Consider the following 21,690-nt stretch of genomic DNA (forward strand, 5'->3'; position numbering starts at 1 on the left):
GGCTCCGGCCTGCCGCCCTGCACTCCCCGGAAAAATCCCGCTTTTTTATTCACTCTCGCCCAGCCCACTATACTTACTCCTTTGCCCGAAATTTTCAGCCCGGAGGAGCGTCGTGCGAGGGATCTTGCTACTGCTTATTAGCCTGATAACACTGCCAGGCCACGCTGTTACCCTGCCAGGAGCGGTTGCTGCGGCGACCACTCAAACCAGTAACTCAGCCCCTGCAGAACCCACCGTTGAACAGAAGAAAAAAGCTTACGCAGCGCTTGCCGACGTGCTGGAGAACACACAATCGCGCACGGAATTGATCGATCAGTTGCGCAAAGTTGCCGCCGACGATACCTCCCGGACCGTTCCCGCCATTACCCCGCCCGATAAGCTTGCCAGCGATAAAACGGTTCTTGAGAACGTCACCGACGTCAGCCGCCGCTACGGCGGCGAACTGGTCGAACGCTTCGAACAGCTGCATCAGAGCATCACCAGCGCACCGAGGAAAGCCTTTAACCAGCAGACTTTCTTCAATGCGCTGAGCCATTTTGCGCTGCTGGCCTGTGCCGTCTTTGTGTTCTATTTTCTGCTGCGCGCCTGCGTTACGCCTCTGTGGGCAAAAATGGGCGACTGGGGGCGAAAAAAAAATCGGGATCGTGCCAACTGGCTTCACCTGCCGTTAGCCATCCTCGCGGCCTTTGCGGTAGATATCGTTCTGCTGGCGCTTACGCTGTTCGTTGGCCAAATGCTCAGCGACAAAATGAACGCTGGCAATCCGACTATTGCCCGCCAGCAGGGGCTGTTTCTTAATGCCTTTGGGCTAATAGAGTTCTTCAGGGCCGTACTGCGGCTCATTTTCAGCCCGCGCTTTCCGGCCCTGCGCCCCTTTCCCATCAGCGATCAGACCGCCCGCTACTGGAGCGTGCGGCTTGCCTGGTTGAGCACTTTTATCGGCTATGGTTTGATGGTGGCCGTGCCAATTACCGCAAGCCAGGTCAACCCGCAGGCCAGCGCCACCATAAATATCATCGTGATGTTGCTGATAACCCTCTGGGCGCAGTATCTGATTTTTCACAATAAGCGCCCTATCCAGCAGAGCCTGATTCACCTTGCCGACCGGTCGATGGCCTTTTTCAGCCTGTTTATTCGCGCCTTTGCGCTGATCTGGCACTGGCTTGCTTCAGCCTATTTTGTGGCGCTATTTTTCCTGTCGCTGTTCGATCCCGGCAACAGCCTGAAATTTATGATGGGCGCCACGCTGCACAGCCTGACGATTATCGGCGTGGCGGCATTTATTTCCGGCATGCTCTCGCGCTGGATAGCCAAAACCATCACGCTCTCCCCGGAAGTACAGCGCAGCTATCCTGAGCTGCAAAAGCGCCTGAACGGCTGGATCTCCGCCACGCTGAAGCTGGCGCGCATTCTTACCGTATGCGTCGCCGTGATGCTGCTGCTGGATGCCTGGGGCCTGTTCGACGTCTGGCAATGGCTGGCCCACGGTGCCGGAGAGAAAGCCGTCGATATCCTGATCCGCATTCTGCTGATCCTGTTCTTTTCGGCGGTCGGCTGGACGCTGCTGGCAAGCCTGATTGAGAACCGGCTCACCTCAGATATTCATGGTCGCCCCCTGCCGAGCGCGCGTACCCGAACATTGCTGACGCTATTTCGTAACGCGCTTGCGGTTATTATCAGCACCATCACAATCATGATCCTGCTTTCGGAAGTCGGCGTAAACATTGCGCCACTGCTGGCCGGGGCCGGGGCGCTGGGTCTGGCTATCAGCTTCGGCTCCCAGACGCTGGTGAAAGATATTATCACCGGGGTGTTTATCCAGTTCGAGAACGGCATGAACAACGGGGATTACGTCACCATCGGCGCGATTACCGGCACGGTTGAAAAAATGTCCATCCGCTCGGTTGGCGTACGCCAGGACACCGGGGCTTACCACATTATTCCGTGGTCTTCGATAACCACCTTTGCGAACTTCGTGCGGGGGATAGGCTCATTTGTCGCCAATTATGACGTCGACAGGCGGGAAGATGTGGATAAGGTTAACCGCATCCTGGGAGAGGCCGTGGAAGAGCTAATGGGCAAAGAAGAGACTCGCATGCTGGTCATCGGGGAACCCACTTTCTCAGGAATTGTGGGGCTCACCAACCAGGCCTTTACCGTCCGGGTCACCTTCACCACGCTGCCGTTAAAGCAGTGGACGGTACGCTACGCCCTGGACGGGATGGTAAAAAAACACTTCGATGCGGCCGGGATAAGACCGCCGGTGCAAAGCGTGCAGGTTATCCAGCCGGGCACCGATACGGCTCAGGCGGCAACGGCGATGGAAACGCTGCCGCCCGCTAACCCTACGGTTTAATTATTTACCGCGGTTTTTCGCCCAGCGGGCGCGCTGGGCGTCATCCATAAAGCTCCAGGCGATGAAGCGGCTCTGCTTCTGGCCCTGCGCCATCTCTTTTTTCACCACTTTCACCACCCCGGTTTCCTGCATCACGCGGTACAGCGCGGGCAGGTTCTCGCCTTTAGAAACCAGAGAAGTGAACCACAGCACCTGGCGGCCAAAAGCCTTGCTCTCTTTGATCATTTTGCTGACGAACGCGACTTCACCGCCTTCGCACCACAGCTCCTGCTCGCGGCCGCCGAAGTTGAGCGCAGCTCCTGCATCCTGGCCCAGATTACGGCGTTTGCGTTCGCTGCCGCTGCGGGCTGCCTGTGCCGAATCGTGGAAAGGCGGATTACAAAGCGTCGCATCGTAGGTTTCGTTCTTGTGGATGATGCCGTCTAAAATACTGTCGGCATTTTTCTGGCGGCGCAGACGGATCATGCGGTTAAGGCCAGGGTTCGCCTCAAGAATTTGCATTGCGCCACGCAGCGCGTCCTCATCAAGCTCCGAGCCGGTAAAGCGCCAGCCGTATTCGTGCTGCCCAATCAGCGGATAGATGCAGTTGGCACCCACGCCAACATCCAGCACCGTAGCCTGAGTCGGCACCACGCCGCCGTTGCTCTCAGCCAGTAAATCCGCTAAATGATGTATATAATCCGCGCGCCCCGGAACCGGCGGGCAGAGAAAACCTTCGGGAATATCCCACTGCTTAATTTGGTAGAAGTGGGCCAACAGCGCCTGGTTTAGCGCCTTAACCGCCAGCGGGTCGGCAAAATCTACCGTGGTGTCGCCGTGCGGCCCCTGACGCAAAAACGCCGCCAGCGCCGGGCTGCTTTCGGTTAAAGCGGCAAAGTCATAGCGGCTGCGGTGGCGGTTACGCGGGTGTAAACCGGGTTTAGTTGCGGCTGGGGTTTTCATCGGGGCTTCTCCTTGTGTGGGCGCGTAAGATACTCTGCTCTCCGCGCCGGGTAAATACATCCCCGGCGATTTGGCTCTTCCAACACGAATTCAGGTGCGCTATGAGTAAAAAACGTTACTACTACGAGCCTTCAGAGGGCCACGGCTTAGGGCACGATCCGCTGAACGCCATCATCGGCCCTCGCCCTATCGGCTGGATAGCCTCTTACAATCCGCAGGGGCAGCGCAATCTTGCGCCCTACAGCTTCTTTAACTGCTTCAATTATCGCCCACCGATAATTGGTTTCGCCAGCAGCGGCTGGAAAGATAGCGTGCAAAACATTCTCGACACCAAAGAATTCGTCTGGAACCTGGTGACCCGCCCCCTTGCCGAACAGATGAATGAAACCTCCGCCACGCTGCCCAGAGGCGAGGATGAGTTCCAGCGGGCAGGCTTAACGCCGGTTGCCGGGAAAAAGGTCAAAGCCTGCCTGGTGGCCGAAAGCCCGGTTAACTTCGAATGCCGCCTCTCTCAATGCATTCGCCTGACCGCCGCCGATGGCGACGAGCTGAACAGCTGGCTGGTATTGGGCGAAGTGGTTGCCGTGCATATAGATGAAGAGTTGCTTATCGACGGCGTTTACCAGACCGCTTTGGCAAAACCGATACTGCGGGCAGGTGGCCCCTCGGCCTATTACACCATAGACGAATCGCTGCGTTTCGATCTGATCCGCCCGGACGCCCGCTAAAAACACGATAAATCAGCCACTTATTTGTGGCTTTTTTGTCAGCTATTGGTCAAGTTTTATCGTTCAAAAAACAAGCACAAGTCCATCAATTTTTTCCGTCATTACCTGCCCGCAGGGGAACTAGACTTTAACTGTCAGACAAGATAAAGGTGTTCCGCTCCTAACGCTCAAGAGGATGTAAAGATGAAAAAACTGCTGTATTTCTCTGCGGTTATCTCTCTTGCTGCACTGCCTTTTGCCTCAATGGCAGCCCAGGAAATGAGTGACGCAAACCTTGGCCAGATGCGTCCGGTCGGTACGGTAACCGCCAAAGCCGGCACGCTTGACGGTCTGCAAGCCAAGCTGGCCGAAAAAGCCAAAGAACAGGGTGCGACCGGCTATGTCATCAACTCGGCCGGCGGCGATAATCGCCTCTACGGCACAGCCACCATCTACAAATAGCCCCGCGTACCGTCACCACGCCCCGTTATGCGGGGCTTTTTTATTCTCTCTGCGCTAAAAACCCACAAAAAAAATTAAGTAATCATATGATACTTATATGGCTCATCTGTGAATTAACTCACTTTATTCGCTCTGAACAATCACTAAGGTAATCACACGCAAGAATTGTCTCTTGTGATTACTTACGGAGCGGTAAAATGAAAAACCTGATGGCCGCAATAGAAGCCCGGCTGATGCCCCTGGCCGCTAAGATGGCGCAGCAGCGTCATTTAGGCGCCATTCGCGATGCCTATATCTCGTTCATGCCGTTTATTATCGTTGGCTCAATTCTGCTGGTGATCTCTTCGTTCCCGAGCACCGTATACCAGCAGTTTATGGCCTCCATTTTTGGCGAGGGGTGGTCCGCCACCGTCGAAATTCCTTTCAATGCGATCTTCTCAACCATGGCGCTGTTTATCAGCTTCCTGGTGGCCTACCGGCTGGCGGAGCGCTACGACATAGACAGAATGTCTTCCGGCATTTTATCGCTCTCCTGTTTTCTGATCCTCACGCCGTTCGCCAAACATCCTGATGTCGGCAACATTATTCCCATGGAGTGGTTGGGCTCAAAAGGGCTGTTCGTCGCTATGCTGGGCTCGCTTGCCAGCACCGAACTGTTTGCCTGGATGCTGCGCCAGAACTGGGTGATAAAAATGCCCGACGGCGTGCCGCCTGCCGTGCAACGCTCTTTCGCCGCTCTTATCCCTTCATTACTGATTCTGGTCATCGCCCTGGCGGTGCGGGTGCTGTTCGCTAAAACCGACTACCACACCATTCACCAATTCGTTTATGAAGTGCTCGCCACGCCGATTCGCCACTTTGGCACCTCTTATATCGGCGCGCTGTTTACCTGCTTCAGCATTACCAGCCTGTGGTCGGTGGGTATTAACTCCGGCTCGATGGTAAACGGTATTCTTCGGCCATTCTGGATGGAAAACCAGATGGACAACCTCGCCGCCACCCAGGCCGGAATGCCGCCGCCGCACGTGGTTACCGAGCAGTTCTACGACATGATCTGGATGGGCGGCGCGGGCGCAACTTTGTCTCTGGTGATTGCTATGCTGCTGTTCGCCCGCAGCCAGCACATCAAAAACGTTTCGCGCCTCGCCGCAGGCTCCTCCCTCTTCAATATTAACGAGCCGGTGCTGTTTGGCCTGCCCGTTATCATGAACCCAATAATGCTTATCCCGTTTAATCTGGTGCCGCTGGTGCTGGTTACGGTGCAGTACATCGCGATGTCGGTCGGCATGGTCGCCACCACCACCGGGGTTTATATCCCGTGGACGCTGCCGCCGGTGCTGAGCGGGTTTATCGTTACCGGCCATCTCAGCGGCGCGGTTATCCAGCTTATTAACCTGTGCATCGGGGCAATCATCTATCTGCCCTTCCTCAAAGTCGTCGACCGGCAGTATCGGGCCAGCGAAGCGCCCGTTGCCACGACTGAAAGTAAACCCGCCACGGAGTAGTTAAACATGACGTTATCAGCAAAATGGGGAACGATCGCCACCTGGCGTATGGCGTGGGAAGGTATCGGCGAGGCCGCCGGGCAGCTACAACAGGGCGGTTCGGCCAGCGATGCGGTCGTTCACGCGGTAAAATGCGTGGAAGATTATCCCTTCTACAAATCGGTCGGCTTCGGCGGGCTGCCTAACGAACGCGGAGAGGTGGAACTGGATGCCGCCTTTATGGACGGTACCAGCCTTGCGCTGGGCGCGGTTGCCGGAGTAAAAAACATCGCCAACCCTATTCTGCTGGCAAGAGCGCTCAGCGAGGAGCGATTTAATAGCTTTATGGTCGGCGAAGGTGCCGAAGAGTGGGCGCGAAGCCGGGGCTTTGAAAGCAAAACAATGCTGACCAGCCGCGCCCATAACCACTACCTCAAACGCAAGCGTGAAACCCTGGATCGCGGCCTCAGCCCTTACACCGGGCACGATACCGTCGGCGTGATTGCCCTGGACGCTCAGCAGAGAATGTCGGTAGCCACCTCCACCAGCGGCCTGTTTATGAAACGCCCCGGCAGAGTTGGCGACTCGCCGGTTTCCGGCTCGGGGTTCTATGCCGACAGCGAAATTGGTGCCGCTACCGCTACCGGCCTCGGTGAAGACCTGATGAAAGGCTGCATCAGCTATGAAATCGTCAGCCGCATGGCGCGCGGCATGTCGCCGCAGCAGGCAGCCGAGTCGGCGGTTTACGATCTTGAAGCGAAACTGATTGCGCGCTATGGCCGCGCGGGCGACCTGTCCGTCGTCTGCATGAACAATCGCGGCGAATACGGTGCCGCCACAACTATCGATAACTTCTCTTTCTCGGTCGCCATCCCTGACCAACCGGCTCAGGTCTTCCTCACCGCTCGCGAAGGCAACAAAACGCTTATTCGCCCCGCAGACCGTGCATGGCTGGACGCCTATCAACAACGCATCACCGCCGAGGTCATCCAATGAAATGCCAGTTAATTTCACCTGACGCCAGTTTCAAAGAGGCTCATCTACTGCTGTGGAACACTTCCGGCAGCCGCTGGCCGAATACGCTTCAGCCGCTATTAGAAGAGATGGCTCATCACGATGAAGCACAAACTACTGCATTTGGCCTGCAGGGCGTTTGCCAGCGCCTGTCGCTGCTGCCCGAGGCAGATGTTACGCAACCCGCTGTTCTTCGCCGCCTCCTGAACGCCGTTGAAACGTTACTCCCCTCCCCCGTACAGCAGCCGGTTGTACTGGATCTCGCTGGTTTTAACCTCGCGGATGAAACGACTTTCGTACGCCTTCGCGGCCTGCTGGTCGCCATCATGAACCGCTTTTATCAGTTGCCTCAACTTGGCTACCGCCGCGAGCAGCAGCAAAGCAAAAGCGAGTTGCGGCTGATTGCCGAGCCGAACAACGCTCTGGCCCGGCGTCTGGCGGCCCAGGCAGAAGCCATTGCCCGGGGGATGCTGCTCTCGCGCCAGCTGGCGGATTTACCTGCCCAGGACTGCCGCCCGCAGGACGTTGCTCGCCGCGCCGAAGAGTGGGCAGCTCAACACCCGCAAACTTGCTGCGAAGTCCTCGACGAGCAGGCTATTTTTGACGGCGGCCTCGGCTGCCTGCACGCCACGGGGAAAGGTAGCGTAAACCCTCCCCGCCTGGTGACGCTGCGCTGGCAGGGTGCCGGGGAGCATAGCCCGGTTTACGCCCTGGTCGGGAAAGGCATTACCTTCGACACGGGCGGCCTGTGGCTGAAAGAAGGCGAAGGGATGCGCACCATGAAATATGACATGGGCGGCGCGGCGGTGGTGTTTGGCATGATGGAAACGGTAAAAGCGTTAAACCTGCCGCTCAATATTGTCGCGGTGATGGCGCTGGCCGAAAACATGCCGGGCAGTACGGCCATGCTCCCCGGTGACGTGGTTAAGGCGCACGCTGGCGTTAGCGTCGAAATCATGAATACCGATGCCGAAGGACGGCTGGTGCTGGCAGACGCGCTTAGCTACGCCGCCGAACGTTTTGAACCCGCAGAAATAATTGATGTGGCAACCCTGACCGGCGCGGTAGTGAAAGCCCTGGGTTATGATATCTCCGGCATGATGAGCAACAATGAATTCCTGAGCCAGCGCTTACAGCACGCGGGCAACCTGACGCAGGATCGCGTCTGGCCGCTGCCGCTGGACGAAAGCTTCGACGGCCAGGTAAAAAGCACCATTGCCGACCTGACCAACACCCCGCCGAACAACGCGGCGATTGCGGTTTCGGCCGCCCAATTCCTGAGTAAATTCTGCCATCATCGCCCCTGGGCGCACCTTGACGTCAGCGGAACCGCGCTTTCACGGGGCAAGTTTACCCAGGCGAGCGGCCGCCCCGCGCACCTGTTAACCCACTATTTGCTTTCGCTTTGCGAGGCCAGATAACCCAAAAAAGCGCCATCCGGGCGCTTTTTTTTATTTACCAGCCGACGGCTGATTTAGCCGGAGCCACGCCGCCGGGGTAAGGTTTTTCAGGCGGCTGCGGATAATTCTCTGGTTCAGCAAATCTTCGAACTCCAGCAGCACCGCGCCCAGCCCAAGACGTTTGTCAAAACGCTCACCGTTTAATAGCACCTCGAGCTCCTGCCGATAGTTCCCCTGCTTAGCCTGCTGCTGCCAGCTTTCCTCGGGGGCAGGATGCAGCGGCACCGAAAGTGCCTCCGCCAGCTGCTGAGCAAAAGTTGAAGGTCGGGCGGTAATAGAAAGCACCGGCAACAGCAGCCCCTGACGCAAGAAGCCGACCAGCGGGTCGGGTATTCCCACGCAGCCGCGTTCGCGCAGCGCCACCGCCATATAGCCAGAAACCCGGTCGCTAAAGACCAGAAGCTCGCCCTGCTTATGGCTAATCACTTCCGGGAGGGGGAAAACATCGAGCCATAAATGGCCGCAGGCGCTGTTCAGATCGGGACGGGTAATTCTCGATTGCTGCCAATTTTGCAACGCACGGCTGACGCTGGCCCTGGAGATACCCTGCTGCACCAGCAAACGAGCGGCCTCAAGCAGTTCATCCAGCGAAAGCGCCAGCCGCAGGCGCAGAAACACCAGTATGGCTTCCTGCTCGTGGCTCAGCGCCCGGTGAATAGTATTCGGACGATGGGATTTATCGTAGCAGTCATCGCGCATGCGCCAGCGGCGAACGGTATCCACAGATATGTTCAGTTCCTCCGCCAGCTCGCCGTCCGTTTTATCGGACTCCTGAATGTACTTGCGGGTACGCGGCGTAGTTGTGGCGTTGGAGTGCAGCTTTATCTCCATCGAACCTCATCCGATCGGGTTGAAAAGTAAGAACATCATTATAAAAGCTCCCCCCGCAGCATACAGCGCTAAAAGCCAAAACAACGCTAAAAATGCTGCGCAAGCGATTGCACATCAGGTAAGACCAGCAGCGGCAAAAAGAGTAGCAAAAAGTGCGCAAACTAAGGGTTTCCAGGGTTAACGTCACGCAGTGAAACTATTTACCCGGCAATCATTATTTATTTCAATAAGTTATAACTAATTCAATTTTTTTGATTAAGGCCGTCAATTCTCTTCGATTTATTCTTCCGCCTAAAAGTGTGACCATAATCACATCGACGGAACAACGTCACCTTAACAGAACAACCTGCGAGAATTTAGCCATGAAAACCATCAAATATGCTGTAGCTGCAATCGCTCTTTCTACTCTTTCTTTCGGTGCTTTCGCTGCGCAATCAGTGAATGAAACTCAGGCACAAAACCTGAATAAAGTTGGCGTAGTTTCCGTAACCGGCGCATCTACTCTGGACAGCCTGGAAGCAAAACTGGCCGCTAAAGCCGACGCTGCTGGCGCATCTGCTTACGCCATCACTTCTGCTAACACCGATGGCCGCATGAGCGGCACCGCAGTTATCTACAAATAATCACTGCGCCTGAGCATTACCCTCATTAAGGCTGATACCCTCATCGGCCTTGATAGCACTACCCTTGTTTAACCCTGATTTTACCCTTGTTTGCCCGCGATGCCTGTCGCGGGCTTTTTTTGCCTGTCATTCAGAAAACTTCAGCTACCCGAGTTAAACCCGCCTCAAGCGTTGCAACCTCACCGGTGGCGACCAGGCAGCAGGCCAGCTGAATCTTCAGCGACCGGGGTACCGGCTCCACGCCCGCCACGCAGCGTTCAATCCAGCGGGCGGTAACATCAGGATCTTTACCGGCCGGGAGCACAACGTCTTCAGACTCAAGATCGGTCTGGCGCTCGCTAATCACCCGGGCGCCTTCGCCGTCAATTAGCGTTATCTGCGGGCAGCGCTGAGGGTTGGCATACACCTCGCCTTCCGTGCCGTGCATCAGCAGCCCACGGCCACCAATATCGGCAAAGAACTTCGCTACTTTGGACACATATTCGGGGTGGGAAACGCTGGCAAGCCTCAGGGCGGCGTCTTCTGCAAACGGCGTCGCCAGTTTCGCCAGCGTGTGGGCGCTGTTTCGCACGCCCATTCTCCAGCGCATTCCAAGTTGTTCTTCCATTGGCGGGCAAAGTGCACCGACAGGAATATAAACCGGATGATGCGACTCCAGTTTCGCCTGCGCCTGCCCGGCATGGCGAGTCGGCTCGATTCCCAGCAGGGTAAAAATAGTTTCCGTCAGCACGCGGGTTGGATCATCGCTTACGCCGTGCACCACAACCGGATAACCCAGTTTGCTGAGCAGCAGCGCCAGCAGCGGCGTAAGGTTGGCCTGCTTGCGGGCGCCATTATAAGAAGGAATAACAATCGGCATCGGTTTACCGGGCGGCGGCGTCAGGGCGATCAGGTGCTGCTTCATCGCTTCATAAAAGCCGAGCATTTCCGCTTCGCCCTCACCCTTTATGCGCAGGGCAATCAGCACCCCGCCCAGCTCAAGTTCCGGGATTTCCCCCTTCAGCATATGGCTGTACAGCCCGCGAGCCGTATCAAAATCGAGATCCCTGGCGTGGTTTTTCCCACGGCCAATTTCTTTAATGATTTTGCGGTAGTCCATTCAGACTCTCCTTGCTATTTCTTGCCCACACGTTTGCGCCGCACGGTGTGTTTCGGCGTCGTTGTTATTGGTTTTGCCTCCGGCGCTTCGGGCTGCTCGATGGGGAACACCGGGAGCGCGGCCAACAGCCGTTCGCCGTAGCGCTTACTCAGCAGACGACGATCGTAAATCACAATCTCACCATAGCAGGCGTGGCTGCGAATTAAACGCCCGACTTGCTGGATCAGGTTAAAAGAGGCGCTCGGCAGGCTCTGGACTTCAAACGGATAGCGCTTAAGGCTTTTTAGCCACTCGCCTTCGGTTATCACCACCGGGCTGTCCACCGGCGGGAAAGCAATCTTATGGATATGCACCTGGGTGAGCAGTTCGCCTTTCAGATCAAGCCCCTCGGCAAAGGATTGTAGCCCGATAAGGACGCTGGTTTCCCCGGCCTGAACCCGCTTGCGGTGCAGTTCCACCAGCCGATAACGCGGCTGATCGCCCTGCACCAGCAGCATCAGGCGCAGATCGGTAACGTGGGTCATAAATTGCTGCATTGCCCGGCCGCTGGCAAACAGCACCAGCATCGCCTTGTGCTCACCCGCTGCAAGCTGGGCGCGGAAAAAGGCCGCCATTTCGGCAATATGCTGCGCTTCATGCTCCATCAGCGGCTCGTAGCGCATTTTGGGAATGACGATTTTCCCCTGCTCGATGTGATTAAACGGCGAGTCGAGGTGAATAAAACGGTCGCCCGCCTTCTCGCGCAGCCCGCTCATTTCCTGCAGGCGATCGAAGCGATTAAGCGAACGCAGCGTGGCGGAAGTCACAATCACGTGTGGCACTTTTCGCCAGAGCATTTTTTCCAGCTGATCGCTCACCCGGATGCCCACGCAGTGGAAAAACAGATGAGCCTGCCCTTCACGAACTTCCCGCGTGACCCATTTTGAAACCGGCGCGCCCGAGGCCTGCTCCATCGCAGCCAGCTTCCAAAGCTTGCTCTGCGCTTCAAAATAGCCCAGCGCGCGATTCATTTGCAGCAGCGCACGGTGCAGACGCACGATGTCGTGGCTGGCGGTTTTTTCGCTCAGATCGTTAAGCAGCGCTTCGGATAAGCTGCGCAGCGACTCCATCAATTTGGCCAGACGCTGACAAATAACCATTATCTCTTCGGGCAAAACGCCCATCTCAAAACGGTGCTCGCCTTCGCGCTCGCCGGGCAGCCACAGGCTGACAATGGCGTTAAACGAATGCAACAGTTCGTAGACTTCATCGCAATGGTTGGTCAAACGCTCGGGAACGGTTAGCGGCGGCGGGCTTTTAGGCCGGAACTGCGCCATGCAGGTTTCCACCAGCTTGCTGAACAAATCGAGTTGTAAACGGCTGTAGCCCGGCGTTATCTCCGCGCTCATCTCCAGCGCGTCACGCGCTACATCCGCCAGGTGATGCCCTTCATCAAGCACCAGCAGCAGGTTTTTCGCTTCCGGCAGCACCGCATCGCTTTCCAGCGCCGCCATGACCAGCGCATGGTTAGCCACCACCACTTCCGCCTCGTCGATTTCCCGGCGGGCAACAAAGAACGGGCACTCTTTATACCAGTGGCAGTTCCGCCCAAGACAGCTGGCCTTATCGGTACTCAGCCGCCGCCACAGATCGTCGCTAATCGCCTCATCCGTATGGTCCCGCAGGCCGTCCCATTTATAGCCGTCGAGGCTGGTTTTCAGCTTCGCGCAGCGCTGCTGCTCGTCTTTGCTGGTGGGGGCCATTTCGTCGTCGAGAAACGCCAGTAGATCGCCCTGGGCAAAGTTGTCCGTCGCCAGCGCCGCGAGATTACGCGGGCAAACGTAGCGCCCGCGCCCAAAGGCGGCGGTAAATTTCAGGTCAGGGATAATTTTGCGCAGCAGCGGCAGATCTTTGCTGAAAATCTGATCCTGCAGGGCGACGTTGGCGGTGCTTACCACCAGCGTTTTCTGGTCCCCCCTGGCGATGGCGATGCCGGGGATCAGGTAGGAGAGCGTTTTGCCGACGCCGGTCGGCGCTTCTATCGCCAGATGCCGCCCTTCCTCACCGGCAAGGGTTTTCGCCACCTCAGCTATCATCTGCCGCTGAGGCGCTCGCGGAATAAAATCCGGGATCTGCTGCTGGAGCGCCTTATACCAGGCACCGATTTGCGCTTTTTGCGCCGACGACAAAGCCATAACATCACTTCTTTCTCTAGATAATTCGAGTTGCAGGAAGGCGGCTAGCTAGAGAATCCCCAGAAGCTTACTTAAGTAAGTGACTGGGGTGAGCTAGTGACGCCAACGCGCCTGTGGCTCGAAGTATGACGAGACACTGTATAAACAGCCACTATTGTTTCACCTTTCCGCTCCTCTCCCCTAATGTTTTTTTCTCACTTTTGACTTGCGGAACGGCACGTTCTAACCGCGTGACGGCGGCTAAAACGTGACGACTCGCGCTATACCAGCCAGGCGGCCAGTTTTTCGGCCTGCAATGCAAAGCGGTTAAACAACCGCTTCAGGACTTCCGGCTCCAGTTGATGGAACGGGAGGCAACTCCACTGCACCACCTGCTGCTGTTCGGTTAACAATCCGGTGAGCACCGGCGGGTAATCCATTCCCAGCAAATTGGCCTGCAATAACACCGACAGCGTTTCCGGGTCGCTAAGCCTCGTCGGCCGCGCGGAGAGCACGCAGCTAAGCAAAATATGCCCCGGCGGGGATTCGCTTATCTCCAGCGTCACGCCCGCGCTCAGCTCAACGGAATAGCCTTCTGCATTTTCCAGCTCGGCACGCTGACCTGACTCATCGGCCAGCAGCGGCTGCAATACCTGCGCTAAATGTGAGGTTGCGGGCATGGTTAGCTACCTATTATCCGCCGGAAAGCGGCAGTCACGGAGTTTGAGCGAGGGCGCGAACGAGCGGGCGCTGGCGCGGTGCCGTAAACGTCCGGCGGAATAACCGGCGGCTCGCGGTAAAGCGGGCGGCTGGCCGAAACCGGAGCATGCGGGTGGGCGTGAACCGGCGGCGGCCCGTAGCTATAAACCGGCGCGACGGGCGGCGGACCATAATTGTAGGCAGGCCCGGACGCTGGTAAAGGGATTGTGCCGTACATGTTTCCCGGTGCCGGAGGCGGGGCATAAACGGGTGCCGGGCGCACATCAATGGAGTTTGCGCGGCGGCGGTTCACCGGCGGCGGCATCGCGTTCGATGCGGTTCTCGGCCTGCGCCCGCGGGATGAAGATTCTGCGGCAAAGGAGTCGGTACGGTTACGCGGGCGATCGTTACTGCTAAACGTTGGCGTCGGGGCCACACGCTGTTGCGCTTCGGACGCGGCGGCAGGCCCGCTCATCCGCGACCTTAGCTGGCTAACCGACAAAGACTGATCGAATGATTGCATCGCGCCGCGGCTGTCTTCCCCGTCATAGCGAATGCCGAGGTTCCTCGAAACGTGGCGCTGAACGTATCCCGGCCCGGCTACCGTGCTGTCCCTCAGCTGTTCGGGGCTGAGTTTCGCCAGCTGCGGTGCCGCCTTGCGGAACGCTTTATCCACCTCGGCCTGAGTCGCCTTTCTGCCTCGCAGCAGCTTCTCACGGATATCATCGTCCCGGTGCCCGGGCTGGAAAGTTTGCAAAACATGGAAAGTATCGCCGAATTTGGCATCCTTCAGCCGGATGGCGCGGCCAAATTCCGGCCAGGCGTCCGAAACAATCGATTTGTTGTCAGCTCGCGGGTCGCCGATTATTACAAAGGCATGGTCTACATCCCGATTGTGCACCACGGAAACCGGCTGCTTTACGCGAGAATTAGCCAGCAGCAGCGCATTTACCGCCGCCATTTCACCGCAGTTACCGGCGCGAAACTTCGACGCTTCCCAGGCGCGAACTGTGTAATCCCCATTCCCGGTTGCCTTTTGCGACAAAAGCGTCCTTTTGTAGGACTCCCCCATGGTGGCGCGAATATGGTTCTTCTGGTTGCCGGAGCCCATATCCAGCACGCGCCAGGTATCGTCGATCGCCTTGTTGGCGTAATAGAGCGCGTCGGCCTGGCGGGCAGAAACATTGACCGTGCGCTCGTAATGTTCAGGATTAGTCGGCTCCAGCGCGATGCGCATAGAAACCCGACGGTTAGCATTACCGCTTATCAGGCCAGGATCGACCCGCAAGCTGGTATCTACGCTATTTAACGGCATGATATCTCTCCACTTTAGTTGTTGAGTCAAAAGGTTAAGTGGGGAGAGGCACTGCCTGGTTCCTTCGCGGCAACAAAAGAGAGGCTGCCCGCGCACAGGACTTGTAACAAGCTGCAACCTTTATCGCTCCCGGCAAAGGTAGATTCGCTGCGGCGGGGCTGTTATGTTCATTTAACACGCGTCTTCGCAATTCGTGCGTGATAACTATTTTTATAAAAATGAACAATTTAATAACTATAAATTATGGATGACAGACGGTATGGCAATCAGACTCCTCCTCGCCGACGATCACATTTTGATGCGCGAGGGCCTGAAACAAATCTTTTCGCTGGATAAGAAAATCAAAGTGGTGGCGGAAGCCGGCTGCGGGCGCACGGTGCTCTCGCTACTAACGGAAATAGAAGTTGATGTTTTGCTGCTTGACCTTTCGATGCCCGGCGAGTCCGGCCCGGAGCTGGTGCAGCAGATAACCCGCCTGTGGCCGAGCCTGCCGGTGCTGGTGCTTAGCATGCATAACGAGCCGCAAATAGCCCAGATGGTGCTTGCCAGCGGCGCTCACGGCTTTATTACTAAAGATCAGGCGCCGCAAACATTACTGCACGCCATCCATCGCGTCGCCGCCCGCCAGCGCTACATCGATCCCTCCCTTGCGGAAGCGATAGTTTTCTCAACTCAGGAAAACGACCAGCTGCGCCGCTACGCCACGCTATCCCAGAGGGAAAAACAGATCCTGCGCCTGCTCAGCGGCGGCGAGAACGTCAACGGTATTGCCGGGACGCTGAACATCAGCAATAAAACCGTCAGCACCCACAAAACCCGCATGATGGAGAAAATGCAGTTCGACAATAACGCCGACATCATTAAGTTCGCTATTCGCTATCATAAGCTTTAGCGACGCCGGGGGCGGAAAACGGAATTTCAATGTGTACGCAGCTGCCCTTTCCCGGCGTGCTGTTGATATTGAAGATCCAGCCTCTCATCATGCAGCGCTCGCGCATGCTCAGCAGGCCGAAAGCCCGGTCGGATACCAGGCCAGGATCGAACCCCTGGCCATCATCATTAATACACACCAGCACGATTTTGCCCCGCGTCAGAACTTTTACTTCCACCTCACGCGCGCCCGCATGGCGCTGAACGTTGGTCAAAGACTCCTGCACCACACGGAAAATCGCGGTCACCTCATCATCACACAGCGACACAGGCAGCGGCTGGATGGTCAGCGTGCAGACCCCGGAGCGGTGTTTATTGAACTGATCGCGCAGCCAGATTAACGCCGGTTTCAGCCCCATATTCAGCACCGCAGGGCGCAGCTGAGTGGCGATATCGCGCACGACTTTGATCGTGCCATCAACCAGCTGGGTGAGCGGCTCGACTTCATGTTGCAGAGCGGGATGGTTCTGCCCGAGCAGCGAAATCCCCACCCGCAGCGAAGTCAGATGCTGGCCCAGTTCATCGTGAATTTCGCGCGCCATATGTTTACGCTCGTTCTCGACGCTGCTTTGCAGCTTCTGGGTCATCTGACGCAGTTGCTCGTGGGTCTGGCGCACCTGCTGCTCGGCAAAATATTGCCGCGAGGCCGGACGGGCGATAACCAGCACGGAGCGTAAAACCTGCTGCCGGGTGAACTCGGGTATAAAACGTGCCTGGTAAATACGCGCCACCCGCGAGCCGGTTACCACACCGTGAAGCACCGCCTCCAGCTGGACGTGCTTGCGCAGGACCAATTGTAGCGACCAGCCAATCTGCTCCATCAGGGATGAATCGCCGATCAAAGCGTCCATTTTCAGGCCAATCGAGGCCGCCCCGTTCGGCATGCAGCACAGCGCGGTTTCGTTGGCGTACAGCAGCCGCTGCTCGCTGTCTACCCGCAGAATCGCGTCCGGCACGTTATCAAGAATATCGCGTAGCTCGTTCTCGCGATCGTAATAAAACCGATGAATATCATTGCGATGCCGGGTATCGCAAACCACCATCATGGTCCAGATCTGGCCCTGATATTCAAAACGGCTCGGGCAAACCTCCACCGGAATAACCTGCCCCTCTCCGGCATCAAATCGGGCATTGATTTTATCGCCGTAGGGCGCATTTTCCGGCCGATCCAGCTGCCGCTCAACCACGCCCAGCAGCGGCAAATCGCCGTAGCCGCGCAGGCGGGTGAAAATATTCTCGCCGGTCAGCAGCCCGGCATCCGCCGTCAGGCAAATGCCGAGCGCTTTCTGGTTGGCAAAAACAATATTGAAATCCCTGTCAACAATGAAAACCATCTCGCACATGCTGTTGAAAGCGGCGCTTAGCAGGTGCGGATAGTCATTGGGCCGTAGGTGCGGCCCGCCGTCTTGTTTCATAGGTTGTTGTTCTTCTCATTCAGAGGATAACGAAGCGCCACAGGTTCAGTTCAGGCTGTCCCACCCCAGGTCCTGTTTTAGCGACTGCCGCAGGCGGGAAAGGCGGGAGCGAACGGTGCCGATAGGGATAGTCATTCGCTCGGCCGCCTCCTGATAACTGATATCGTTATCGACGATTAATTGCAATAATTGTTGATAGTCTTCAGGGAGTTGCGCAATACGTTGTAACACTTTAGACAGGATATCCTTCCCTTCCGTTATCCCTTCCGGCTGCTCGGAGTGCACCAGCGTGCCGAGCACATCGTCGTTCAGTTCGTCATGCAGGTAGCTTACCTTGACCGATTTATAGTGGTTCTTCACCAGGTTGACCGCGATACCAAACATCCAGGTTTCCGGGCGCGAGGTGCCGCAAAACTTATGCTTGTTGCGGAAAACCTCATACCAGGTGTTCTGCACCAGGTCTTCTATATCGGCAAAATTCGCCACCCTTTTACGGATAAAATTATACAGACGCTGCTCGTTGTCCCGCATGACGCGCTCCCAGTTTACCGCCGGGAATTCTCCCTGCACCACGTTGGCTTCAAACGCGGGCTGCGATTGCGGGATAACCTGTGATTCGAAATCAAACATCGCTGACATAGTGAACACCTTTTTTGAATGGATTCAGGAGTTCGTCCTTTAGCAAGAGCTATGCCAGCGAAAAATAACAACATAACAACATGATTTTGTTAAATTAAACTAAAGAAACCAGAACTATTTGCGTAACAATAAACACAGACCAATCAGCGGTTTGTGCAACTTTTTACACACCCCACGGCGGCGGAATTTTTTTATTCACGGGGGAACCCGCCAGGGCCTTAGCCCACATATGGACAGGCGAATCGGCTAAGGCATACCGCAATGAACATGAGAATTCCCCAGCACCACCATCACCATAATCTGCGTCTTGAAAGCGAACAGGCCGACGCCCTGGTCGATGAGCTGCTCAACGACACAAATAGCGACAAGAGCACGTCAAGCAGCACGTCCTCCGCCACGCGAGCGGCCCCCACGCCGCAGCGTCCGAGCGCCGCCCAGGAGTCTATGGCGGCGACCTTTGCCGAAAGTATTGAGCAGAAGATAAAACACGAAGAGCAGCGCACGCAGAGCAGCCAGCTGCGCCGCATCTCCGTAGCCGCAATTAAAGTGACCCATCTGGTAGAGCTTGGACGCCTGCTGGAAAGCCCTTCCGGCCAGAGCCAGGCCGGGCGCGAGTCGGCTTTTGAGCAGCTACTTTCCGGCAGCGGCCATAAGGCCCCCGACCTGGACGCCCTGCTGGAACTTGCCGAGGGTGACCCCGCATCCGCCTTTGTGACCCTCAGCCTGATGGCGATGCGCCTGCGCAACGGCAGTAACCCCGAACTGGCGGCGCAGGTCGGGCAGATGCTGGCTGAACTCCAGCAGCGCCATCCGGAGAAGATCAACGCCGGGGTCAATACCGCCCCGGCAATTGCCGCCTTCACCAGCGACCCGGCGCAGAAGCGCGAGCTACGCAAGCTTTACTACGACGGCGTTATCAACCAGCAGTCGGCGGACAACATCATGGATCTGCTGTTGGATAAGTTTGGTGCGGACGGTTTTGTTCCGGCGCTGCGCACCCTGCAACGCGCCCTGTCGGACGATATTGCCGCCCTGGCCCCTTCCGCTCCGCCCACCGCGCTGCGCCGTTTACTCTCCGGCCTGAACGATGCCCGCGCTATTACCCACACGCTGTCGGAAGTGGCCCAGTTCCTCGACCGGCTAAAAAGCAAATACCAGCACGTCACGATGGGGGCCGACGTGATGACCCGCTCCCTGCTCAGCATGTGCCGCAACGGGTTTTACTCCCGCGACCTGACCCAGCTTGGCCTGCAAGTTGTCGGGGAAAAACCGATGCAGCAATCGCTGTTTTTCAACGGGCTGTTAACCCTGTTACAGGGGCTGCCGGAGAAGATTTGGAGCGGCAACGATGACACCCGCAACAATGCGTTGCTGCTGCTCAGAACCCTGAACGGCGAGTATGCCGCGTGGGAAAAACGCAGCCAGATTGCGCAGTAAATGGATTTCACCAGGATGAATAACCAATGAACACTCTGTTTAATCTTCTTAACCGCCTGGCGATAAGCGCCATGCAGCGCTCCGAAGTGGTCGGGGCTTTCATCGCTCTGGCGGTGGTGTTCATGCTGATAATCCCGCTGCCGCTGGGGCTTATCGACGTGCTGATTGCGGTAAATATCAGCGTTTCATGTCTGCTTATCATGACGGCGATGTACCTCCCGAAGCCGCTGGCGTTTACCACCTTCCCGGCGGTGCTGCTGCTGACCACTATGTTCCGCCTCGGGCTGTCTATCTCCACCACGCGCCAGATCCTGCTCCAGCAAAATGCCGGGCATATCGTGACCGCCTTCGGCAACTTTGTGGTCGGCGGCAACCTGGCGGTAGGCCTGGTGGTGTTTCTTATTCTCACCGTGGTGAACTTCCTGGTTATCACCAAAGGTTCGGAGCGCATCGCGGAAGTCGCCGCGCGCTTCACCCTTGATGCGATGCCGGGCAAACAGATGTCCATCGACAGCGACCTGCGCGCCGGGCTTATCAACGTGCAGCAGGCGAAAAGCAAGCGTGAAGACCTGGCAAAAGAGAGCCAGCTTTTCGGGGCGATGGACGGCGCCATGAAGTTTGTGAAGGGCGATGCGGTAGCCGGAATAGTGATTCTGAGCATTAACATGGTCGGCGGCTTCTGTATCGGGGTGCTACAGCTGGGCATGGCGGCGGGAGATGCGGCCAACGTCTATTCAATTCTGACCATCGGCGACGGCCTGATTGACCAGATCCCGGCGATGCTTATCTCGCTTACCGCCGGGATGATGATCACCCGCGTGTCGGCGAACGAAGATATCCCGAACAACAACATTGGCCGCGAAATCAGCGACCAGCTAACCAACCAGCCCAAAGCCTGGATAATGTCGGCCATCGGCATGTTCTGCTTCAGCCTGCTGCCCGGCATGCCGACGCTGGTCTTTATCGTGCTCGGTTTTATTACCCTGGGTTCCGGCCTGTTTCAGCTGTGGCGCGCCAAACGTGCAAAAGCCAACAGTTCACCAACCGAATTTGTCGCCCCCGAGGCCAACGGTGAAGAAGATATTCGCACCTTCAACCCCAGCCGCCTGTTTGTGCTGAGCTTTTCCTCAGCCCGCGCGGGCGACCCGGCAACCCTGGCGCTGATAGAAGACATCCGCCGCCTGCGCAACCGCATCGTGAATCAATACGGCTTCACGCTGCCGGTATTCAACATCGACTTTTCCCCCTACCAGGAGGACGACGAATTCCGTTTCCTGGTTTATGAAGTCCCGAAGGTCATCGGCACTTTTACGCCGCATAAACGCGCGCTCGACTACCGCCTGCTGGAGCAGGAAGAGACCGGGACCGAACTCGCCGTGGAAGGCTACCCGCAGGAAAAAGGCTGGGCGTGGCTGGAAGAGGATGACCCGCTGCTGGATAAGTTCCAGATAGAGTCCTGGAGTTCACATCAGCTGCTGCTGGCGCGTATGGAAGAGGCGCTGTTCGCCTCCGGGCCGCGTTTTATCGGGCTTCAGGAAACCCGCGCCATTATCTCCTGGCTGGAAATGGACCTCCCTGAACTGGCGCAGGAGTTTCAGCGTATTTTCCCGATAACCCGCCTGAGCGCGGTCTTACAGCGGCTGGTGGCCGAGCGTATTTCCCTGCGTTCGGTTCGCAGCATCACCGAGTCGCTTATCGTTCACGGCCAGCACGAGCGTGACGTGGGCCTTTTGGTAGACCAGGTACGCATCGATATTAAAGAGCATATCTGCCACCAGTACAGCCACGACGGCGGGATGCAGGTCTGGCTGCTTACGCCGGAAACCGAAGAGATACTGCGCGACAGCCTGCGCCAGACGCAAAACGAAACCTTCTTTGCCCTCAGCCAGGATAAGCACGCCCTGCTGCTGGAACAGCTGCGCGAAGTTTTCCCCCTGTTCCAGCGCCAGACCAGCGTGCTGCTCTCCGCTCAGGACCTGCGCAGCCCGCTGCGCCAGCTTATCCAGGATGAGTTCCACCACGTTCCCGTCCTGTCGTTCGCCGAGCTGCAATTCAACCTGCCGGTTAACGTTCTGGGCCGCCTCGATATCCACCAAAACGCGCTTGACGCCTTCACAGCATAAA

At 57.0% G+C, this 21,690-nt stretch carries 18 protein-coding genes; 10 read left to right on the forward strand and 8 right to left on the reverse strand.

Going from position 1 to position 21,690, the window contains the following annotated elements; all coding sequences use genetic code 11:
- Positions 1-112 precede the first annotated feature (112 nt).
- Positions 113-2,356 carry a mechanosensitive channel protein gene (gene ybiO, locus FOC35_RS01915; RefSeq protein WP_172567977.1) on the forward strand — a complete coding sequence of 748 codons (2,244 nt, stop codon included), beginning with the start codon at positions 113-115 and terminating at the stop codon, positions 2,354-2,356.
- Here ybiO and rlmF read toward each other — a convergent pair whose 3' ends face one another.
- Positions 2,357-3,298, reverse strand: coding sequence for a 23S rRNA (adenine(1618)-N(6))-methyltransferase RlmF (rlmF, locus tag FOC35_RS01920; protein WP_172567978.1), 942 nt, complete (start codon positions 3,296-3,298; stop codon positions 2,357-2,359).
- Positions 3,299-3,399: 101 nt separating this feature from the next.
- On the opposite strand from rlmF, the gene FOC35_RS01925 reads away from it, so the two are divergent.
- The 5 genes from FOC35_RS01925 (at position 3,400) to FOC35_RS01945 (ending at position 8,386) form a co-directional block, all read left to right on the forward strand.
- A complete protein-coding gene (locus FOC35_RS01925) occupies positions 3,400-4,026 on the forward strand; it encodes a flavin reductase family protein (RefSeq protein ID WP_172567979.1) in 627 nt (208 codons plus the stop codon).
- Positions 4,027-4,209: 183 nt separating this feature from the next.
- Positions 4,210-4,467, forward strand: coding sequence for a YdgH/BhsA/McbA-like domain containing protein (locus FOC35_RS01930; RefSeq protein ID WP_016535535.1), 258 nt, complete (start codon positions 4,210-4,212; stop codon positions 4,465-4,467).
- Between the two features lie 197 nt (positions 4,468-4,664).
- Positions 4,665-5,972 (forward strand): PTS cellobiose transporter subunit IIC, encoded by a 1,308-nt coding sequence (gene celB / locus FOC35_RS01935; protein ID WP_172567980.1) that lies wholly within the window; start codon positions 4,665-4,667, stop codon positions 5,970-5,972.
- A gap of 6 nt (positions 5,973-5,978) precedes the next feature.
- Entirely contained in the window at positions 5,979-6,947 is a 969-nt protein-coding gene (locus FOC35_RS01940) for a N(4)-(beta-N-acetylglucosaminyl)-L-asparaginase (RefSeq protein WP_172567981.1), read from the forward strand.
- Positions 6,944-8,386, forward strand: a complete 1,443-nt coding sequence (locus FOC35_RS01945; RefSeq protein WP_172567982.1) for a M17 family metallopeptidase — start codon at positions 6,944-6,946, stop codon at positions 8,384-8,386. Before FOC35_RS01940 ends, FOC35_RS01945 begins: the two co-directional genes overlap by 4 nt.
- Before the next feature lie 30 nt (positions 8,387-8,416).
- Here FOC35_RS01945 and FOC35_RS01950 read toward each other — a convergent pair whose 3' ends face one another.
- Positions 8,417-9,256 carry a helix-turn-helix domain-containing protein gene (locus FOC35_RS01950; RefSeq protein ID WP_172567983.1) on the reverse strand — a complete coding sequence of 280 codons (840 nt, stop codon included), beginning with the start codon at positions 9,254-9,256 and terminating at the stop codon, positions 8,417-8,419.
- A gap of 362 nt (positions 9,257-9,618) precedes the next feature.
- Here FOC35_RS01950 and ybiJ point away from each other — a divergent pair, with 362 nt between their 5' ends.
- A complete protein-coding gene (gene ybiJ, locus FOC35_RS01955; RefSeq protein ID WP_016535530.1) occupies positions 9,619-9,879 on the forward strand; it encodes a DUF1471 family protein YbiJ in 261 nt (86 codons plus the stop codon).
- 130 nt (positions 9,880-10,009) lie between these two features.
- Here the strand turns inward: ybiJ and ybiB are convergent, their stop codons facing one another.
- The 4 genes from ybiB to FOC35_RS01975 form a co-directional block, all read right to left on the reverse strand.
- Positions 10,010-10,978 carry a DNA-binding protein YbiB gene (ybiB, locus tag FOC35_RS01960; RefSeq protein WP_172567984.1) on the reverse strand — a complete coding sequence of 323 codons (969 nt, stop codon included), beginning with the start codon at positions 10,976-10,978 and terminating at the stop codon, positions 10,010-10,012.
- Positions 10,979-10,992: 14 nt separating this feature from the next.
- Positions 10,993-13,152 (reverse strand): ATP-dependent DNA helicase DinG, encoded by a 2,160-nt coding sequence (gene dinG, locus FOC35_RS01965; protein WP_172567985.1) that lies wholly within the window; start codon positions 13,150-13,152, stop codon positions 10,993-10,995.
- A gap of 260 nt (positions 13,153-13,412) precedes the next feature.
- On the reverse strand, positions 13,413-13,811 hold the full coding sequence (locus tag FOC35_RS01970; protein WP_172567986.1) for a CesT family type III secretion system chaperone: 399 nt from the start codon (positions 13,809-13,811) through the stop codon (positions 13,413-13,415).
- 2 nt (positions 13,812-13,813) lie between these two features.
- Positions 13,814-15,145, reverse strand: coding sequence for a hypothetical protein (locus tag FOC35_RS01975; RefSeq protein ID WP_254065346.1), 1,332 nt, complete (start codon positions 15,143-15,145; stop codon positions 13,814-13,816).
- A gap of 259 nt (positions 15,146-15,404) precedes the next feature.
- Between FOC35_RS01975 and FOC35_RS01980 the strand changes: the two genes are divergently transcribed.
- Positions 15,405-16,037 (forward strand): response regulator transcription factor, encoded by a 633-nt coding sequence (locus FOC35_RS01980; RefSeq protein WP_039899157.1) that lies wholly within the window; start codon positions 15,405-15,407, stop codon positions 16,035-16,037.
- On the opposite strand, the gene FOC35_RS01985 is transcribed toward FOC35_RS01980, so the two are convergent.
- Both FOC35_RS01985 and FOC35_RS01990 read right to left on the reverse strand, forming a co-directional pair.
- Positions 16,015-17,490 (reverse strand): histidine kinase, encoded by a 1,476-nt coding sequence (locus FOC35_RS01985; protein WP_172567987.1) that lies wholly within the window; start codon positions 17,488-17,490, stop codon positions 16,015-16,017. The genes FOC35_RS01980 and FOC35_RS01985 overlap by 23 nt on opposite strands.
- A gap of 45 nt (positions 17,491-17,535) precedes the next feature.
- The gene (locus FOC35_RS01990; protein WP_172567988.1) at positions 17,536-18,129 is read right to left on the reverse strand and encodes an RNA polymerase sigma factor; all 594 of its coding nucleotides are present in this window, start codon (positions 18,127-18,129) and stop codon (positions 17,536-17,538) included.
- Positions 18,130-18,390: 261 nt separating this feature from the next.
- Between FOC35_RS01990 and sctW the strand changes: the two genes are divergently transcribed.
- Together sctW and sctV are read left to right on the forward strand one after the other, a co-directional pair.
- Entirely contained in the window at positions 18,391-19,566 is a 1,176-nt protein-coding gene (sctW, locus tag FOC35_RS01995) for a type III secretion system gatekeeper subunit SctW (protein ID WP_172567989.1), read from the forward strand.
- Positions 19,567-19,592: 26 nt separating this feature from the next.
- Entirely contained in the window at positions 19,593-21,689 is a 2,097-nt protein-coding gene (gene sctV, locus FOC35_RS02000) for a type III secretion system export apparatus subunit SctV (protein WP_172567990.1), read from the forward strand.
- Position 21,690 lies beyond the last annotated feature (1 nt).

The organism is Cedecea sp. FDAARGOS_727 (assembly GCF_012273235.1).
Lineage (GTDB): Bacteria > Pseudomonadota > Gammaproteobacteria > Enterobacterales > Enterobacteriaceae > Cedecea > Cedecea davisae.

Excerpts from the sequence above, each read along its gene's own strand:
- rlmF (WP_172567978.1), bottom strand. The coding sequence starts at position 3,298 with ATGAAAACCCCAGCCGCAACTAAACCCGGTTTACACCCGCGTAACCGC.
- FOC35_RS01925 (WP_172567979.1), top strand. The coding sequence starts at position 3,400 with ATGAGTAAAAAACGTTACTACTACGAGCCTTCAGAGGGCCACGGCTTA.
- FOC35_RS01930 (WP_016535535.1), top strand. The coding sequence starts at position 4,210 with ATGAAAAAACTGCTGTATTTCTCTGCGGTTATCTCTCTTGCTGCACTG.
- celB (WP_172567980.1), top strand. The coding sequence starts at position 4,665 with ATGAAAAACCTGATGGCCGCAATAGAAGCCCGGCTGATGCCCCTGGCC.
- FOC35_RS01940 (WP_172567981.1), top strand. The coding sequence starts at position 5,979 with ATGACGTTATCAGCAAAATGGGGAACGATCGCCACCTGGCGTATGGCG.
- FOC35_RS01945 (WP_172567982.1), top strand. The coding sequence starts at position 6,944 with ATGAAATGCCAGTTAATTTCACCTGACGCCAGTTTCAAAGAGGCTCAT.
- FOC35_RS01950 (WP_172567983.1), bottom strand. The coding sequence starts at position 9,256 with ATGGAGATAAAGCTGCACTCCAACGCCACAACTACGCCGCGTACCCGC.
- ybiJ (WP_016535530.1), top strand. The coding sequence starts at position 9,619 with ATGAAAACCATCAAATATGCTGTAGCTGCAATCGCTCTTTCTACTCTT.
- ybiB (WP_172567984.1), bottom strand. The coding sequence starts at position 10,978 with ATGGACTACCGCAAAATCATTAAAGAAATTGGCCGTGGGAAAAACCAC.
- dinG (WP_172567985.1), bottom strand. The coding sequence starts at position 13,152 with ATGGCTTTGTCGTCGGCGCAAAAAGCGCAAATCGGTGCCTGGTATAAG.
- FOC35_RS01970 (WP_172567986.1), bottom strand. The coding sequence starts at position 13,811 with ATGCCCGCAACCTCACATTTAGCGCAGGTATTGCAGCCGCTGCTGGCC.
- FOC35_RS01975 (WP_254065346.1), bottom strand. The coding sequence starts at position 15,145 with ATGCCGTTAAATAGCGTAGATACCAGCTTGCGGGTCGATCCTGGCCTG.
- FOC35_RS01980 (WP_039899157.1), top strand. The coding sequence starts at position 15,405 with ATGGCAATCAGACTCCTCCTCGCCGACGATCACATTTTGATGCGCGAG.
- FOC35_RS01985 (WP_172567987.1), bottom strand. The coding sequence starts at position 17,490 with ATGAAACAAGACGGCGGGCCGCACCTACGGCCCAATGACTATCCGCAC.
- FOC35_RS01990 (WP_172567988.1), bottom strand. The coding sequence starts at position 18,129 with ATGTCAGCGATGTTTGATTTCGAATCACAGGTTATCCCGCAATCGCAG.
- sctW (WP_172567989.1), top strand. The coding sequence starts at position 18,391 with ATGAACATGAGAATTCCCCAGCACCACCATCACCATAATCTGCGTCTT.
- sctV (WP_172567990.1), top strand. The coding sequence starts at position 19,593 with ATGAACACTCTGTTTAATCTTCTTAACCGCCTGGCGATAAGCGCCATG.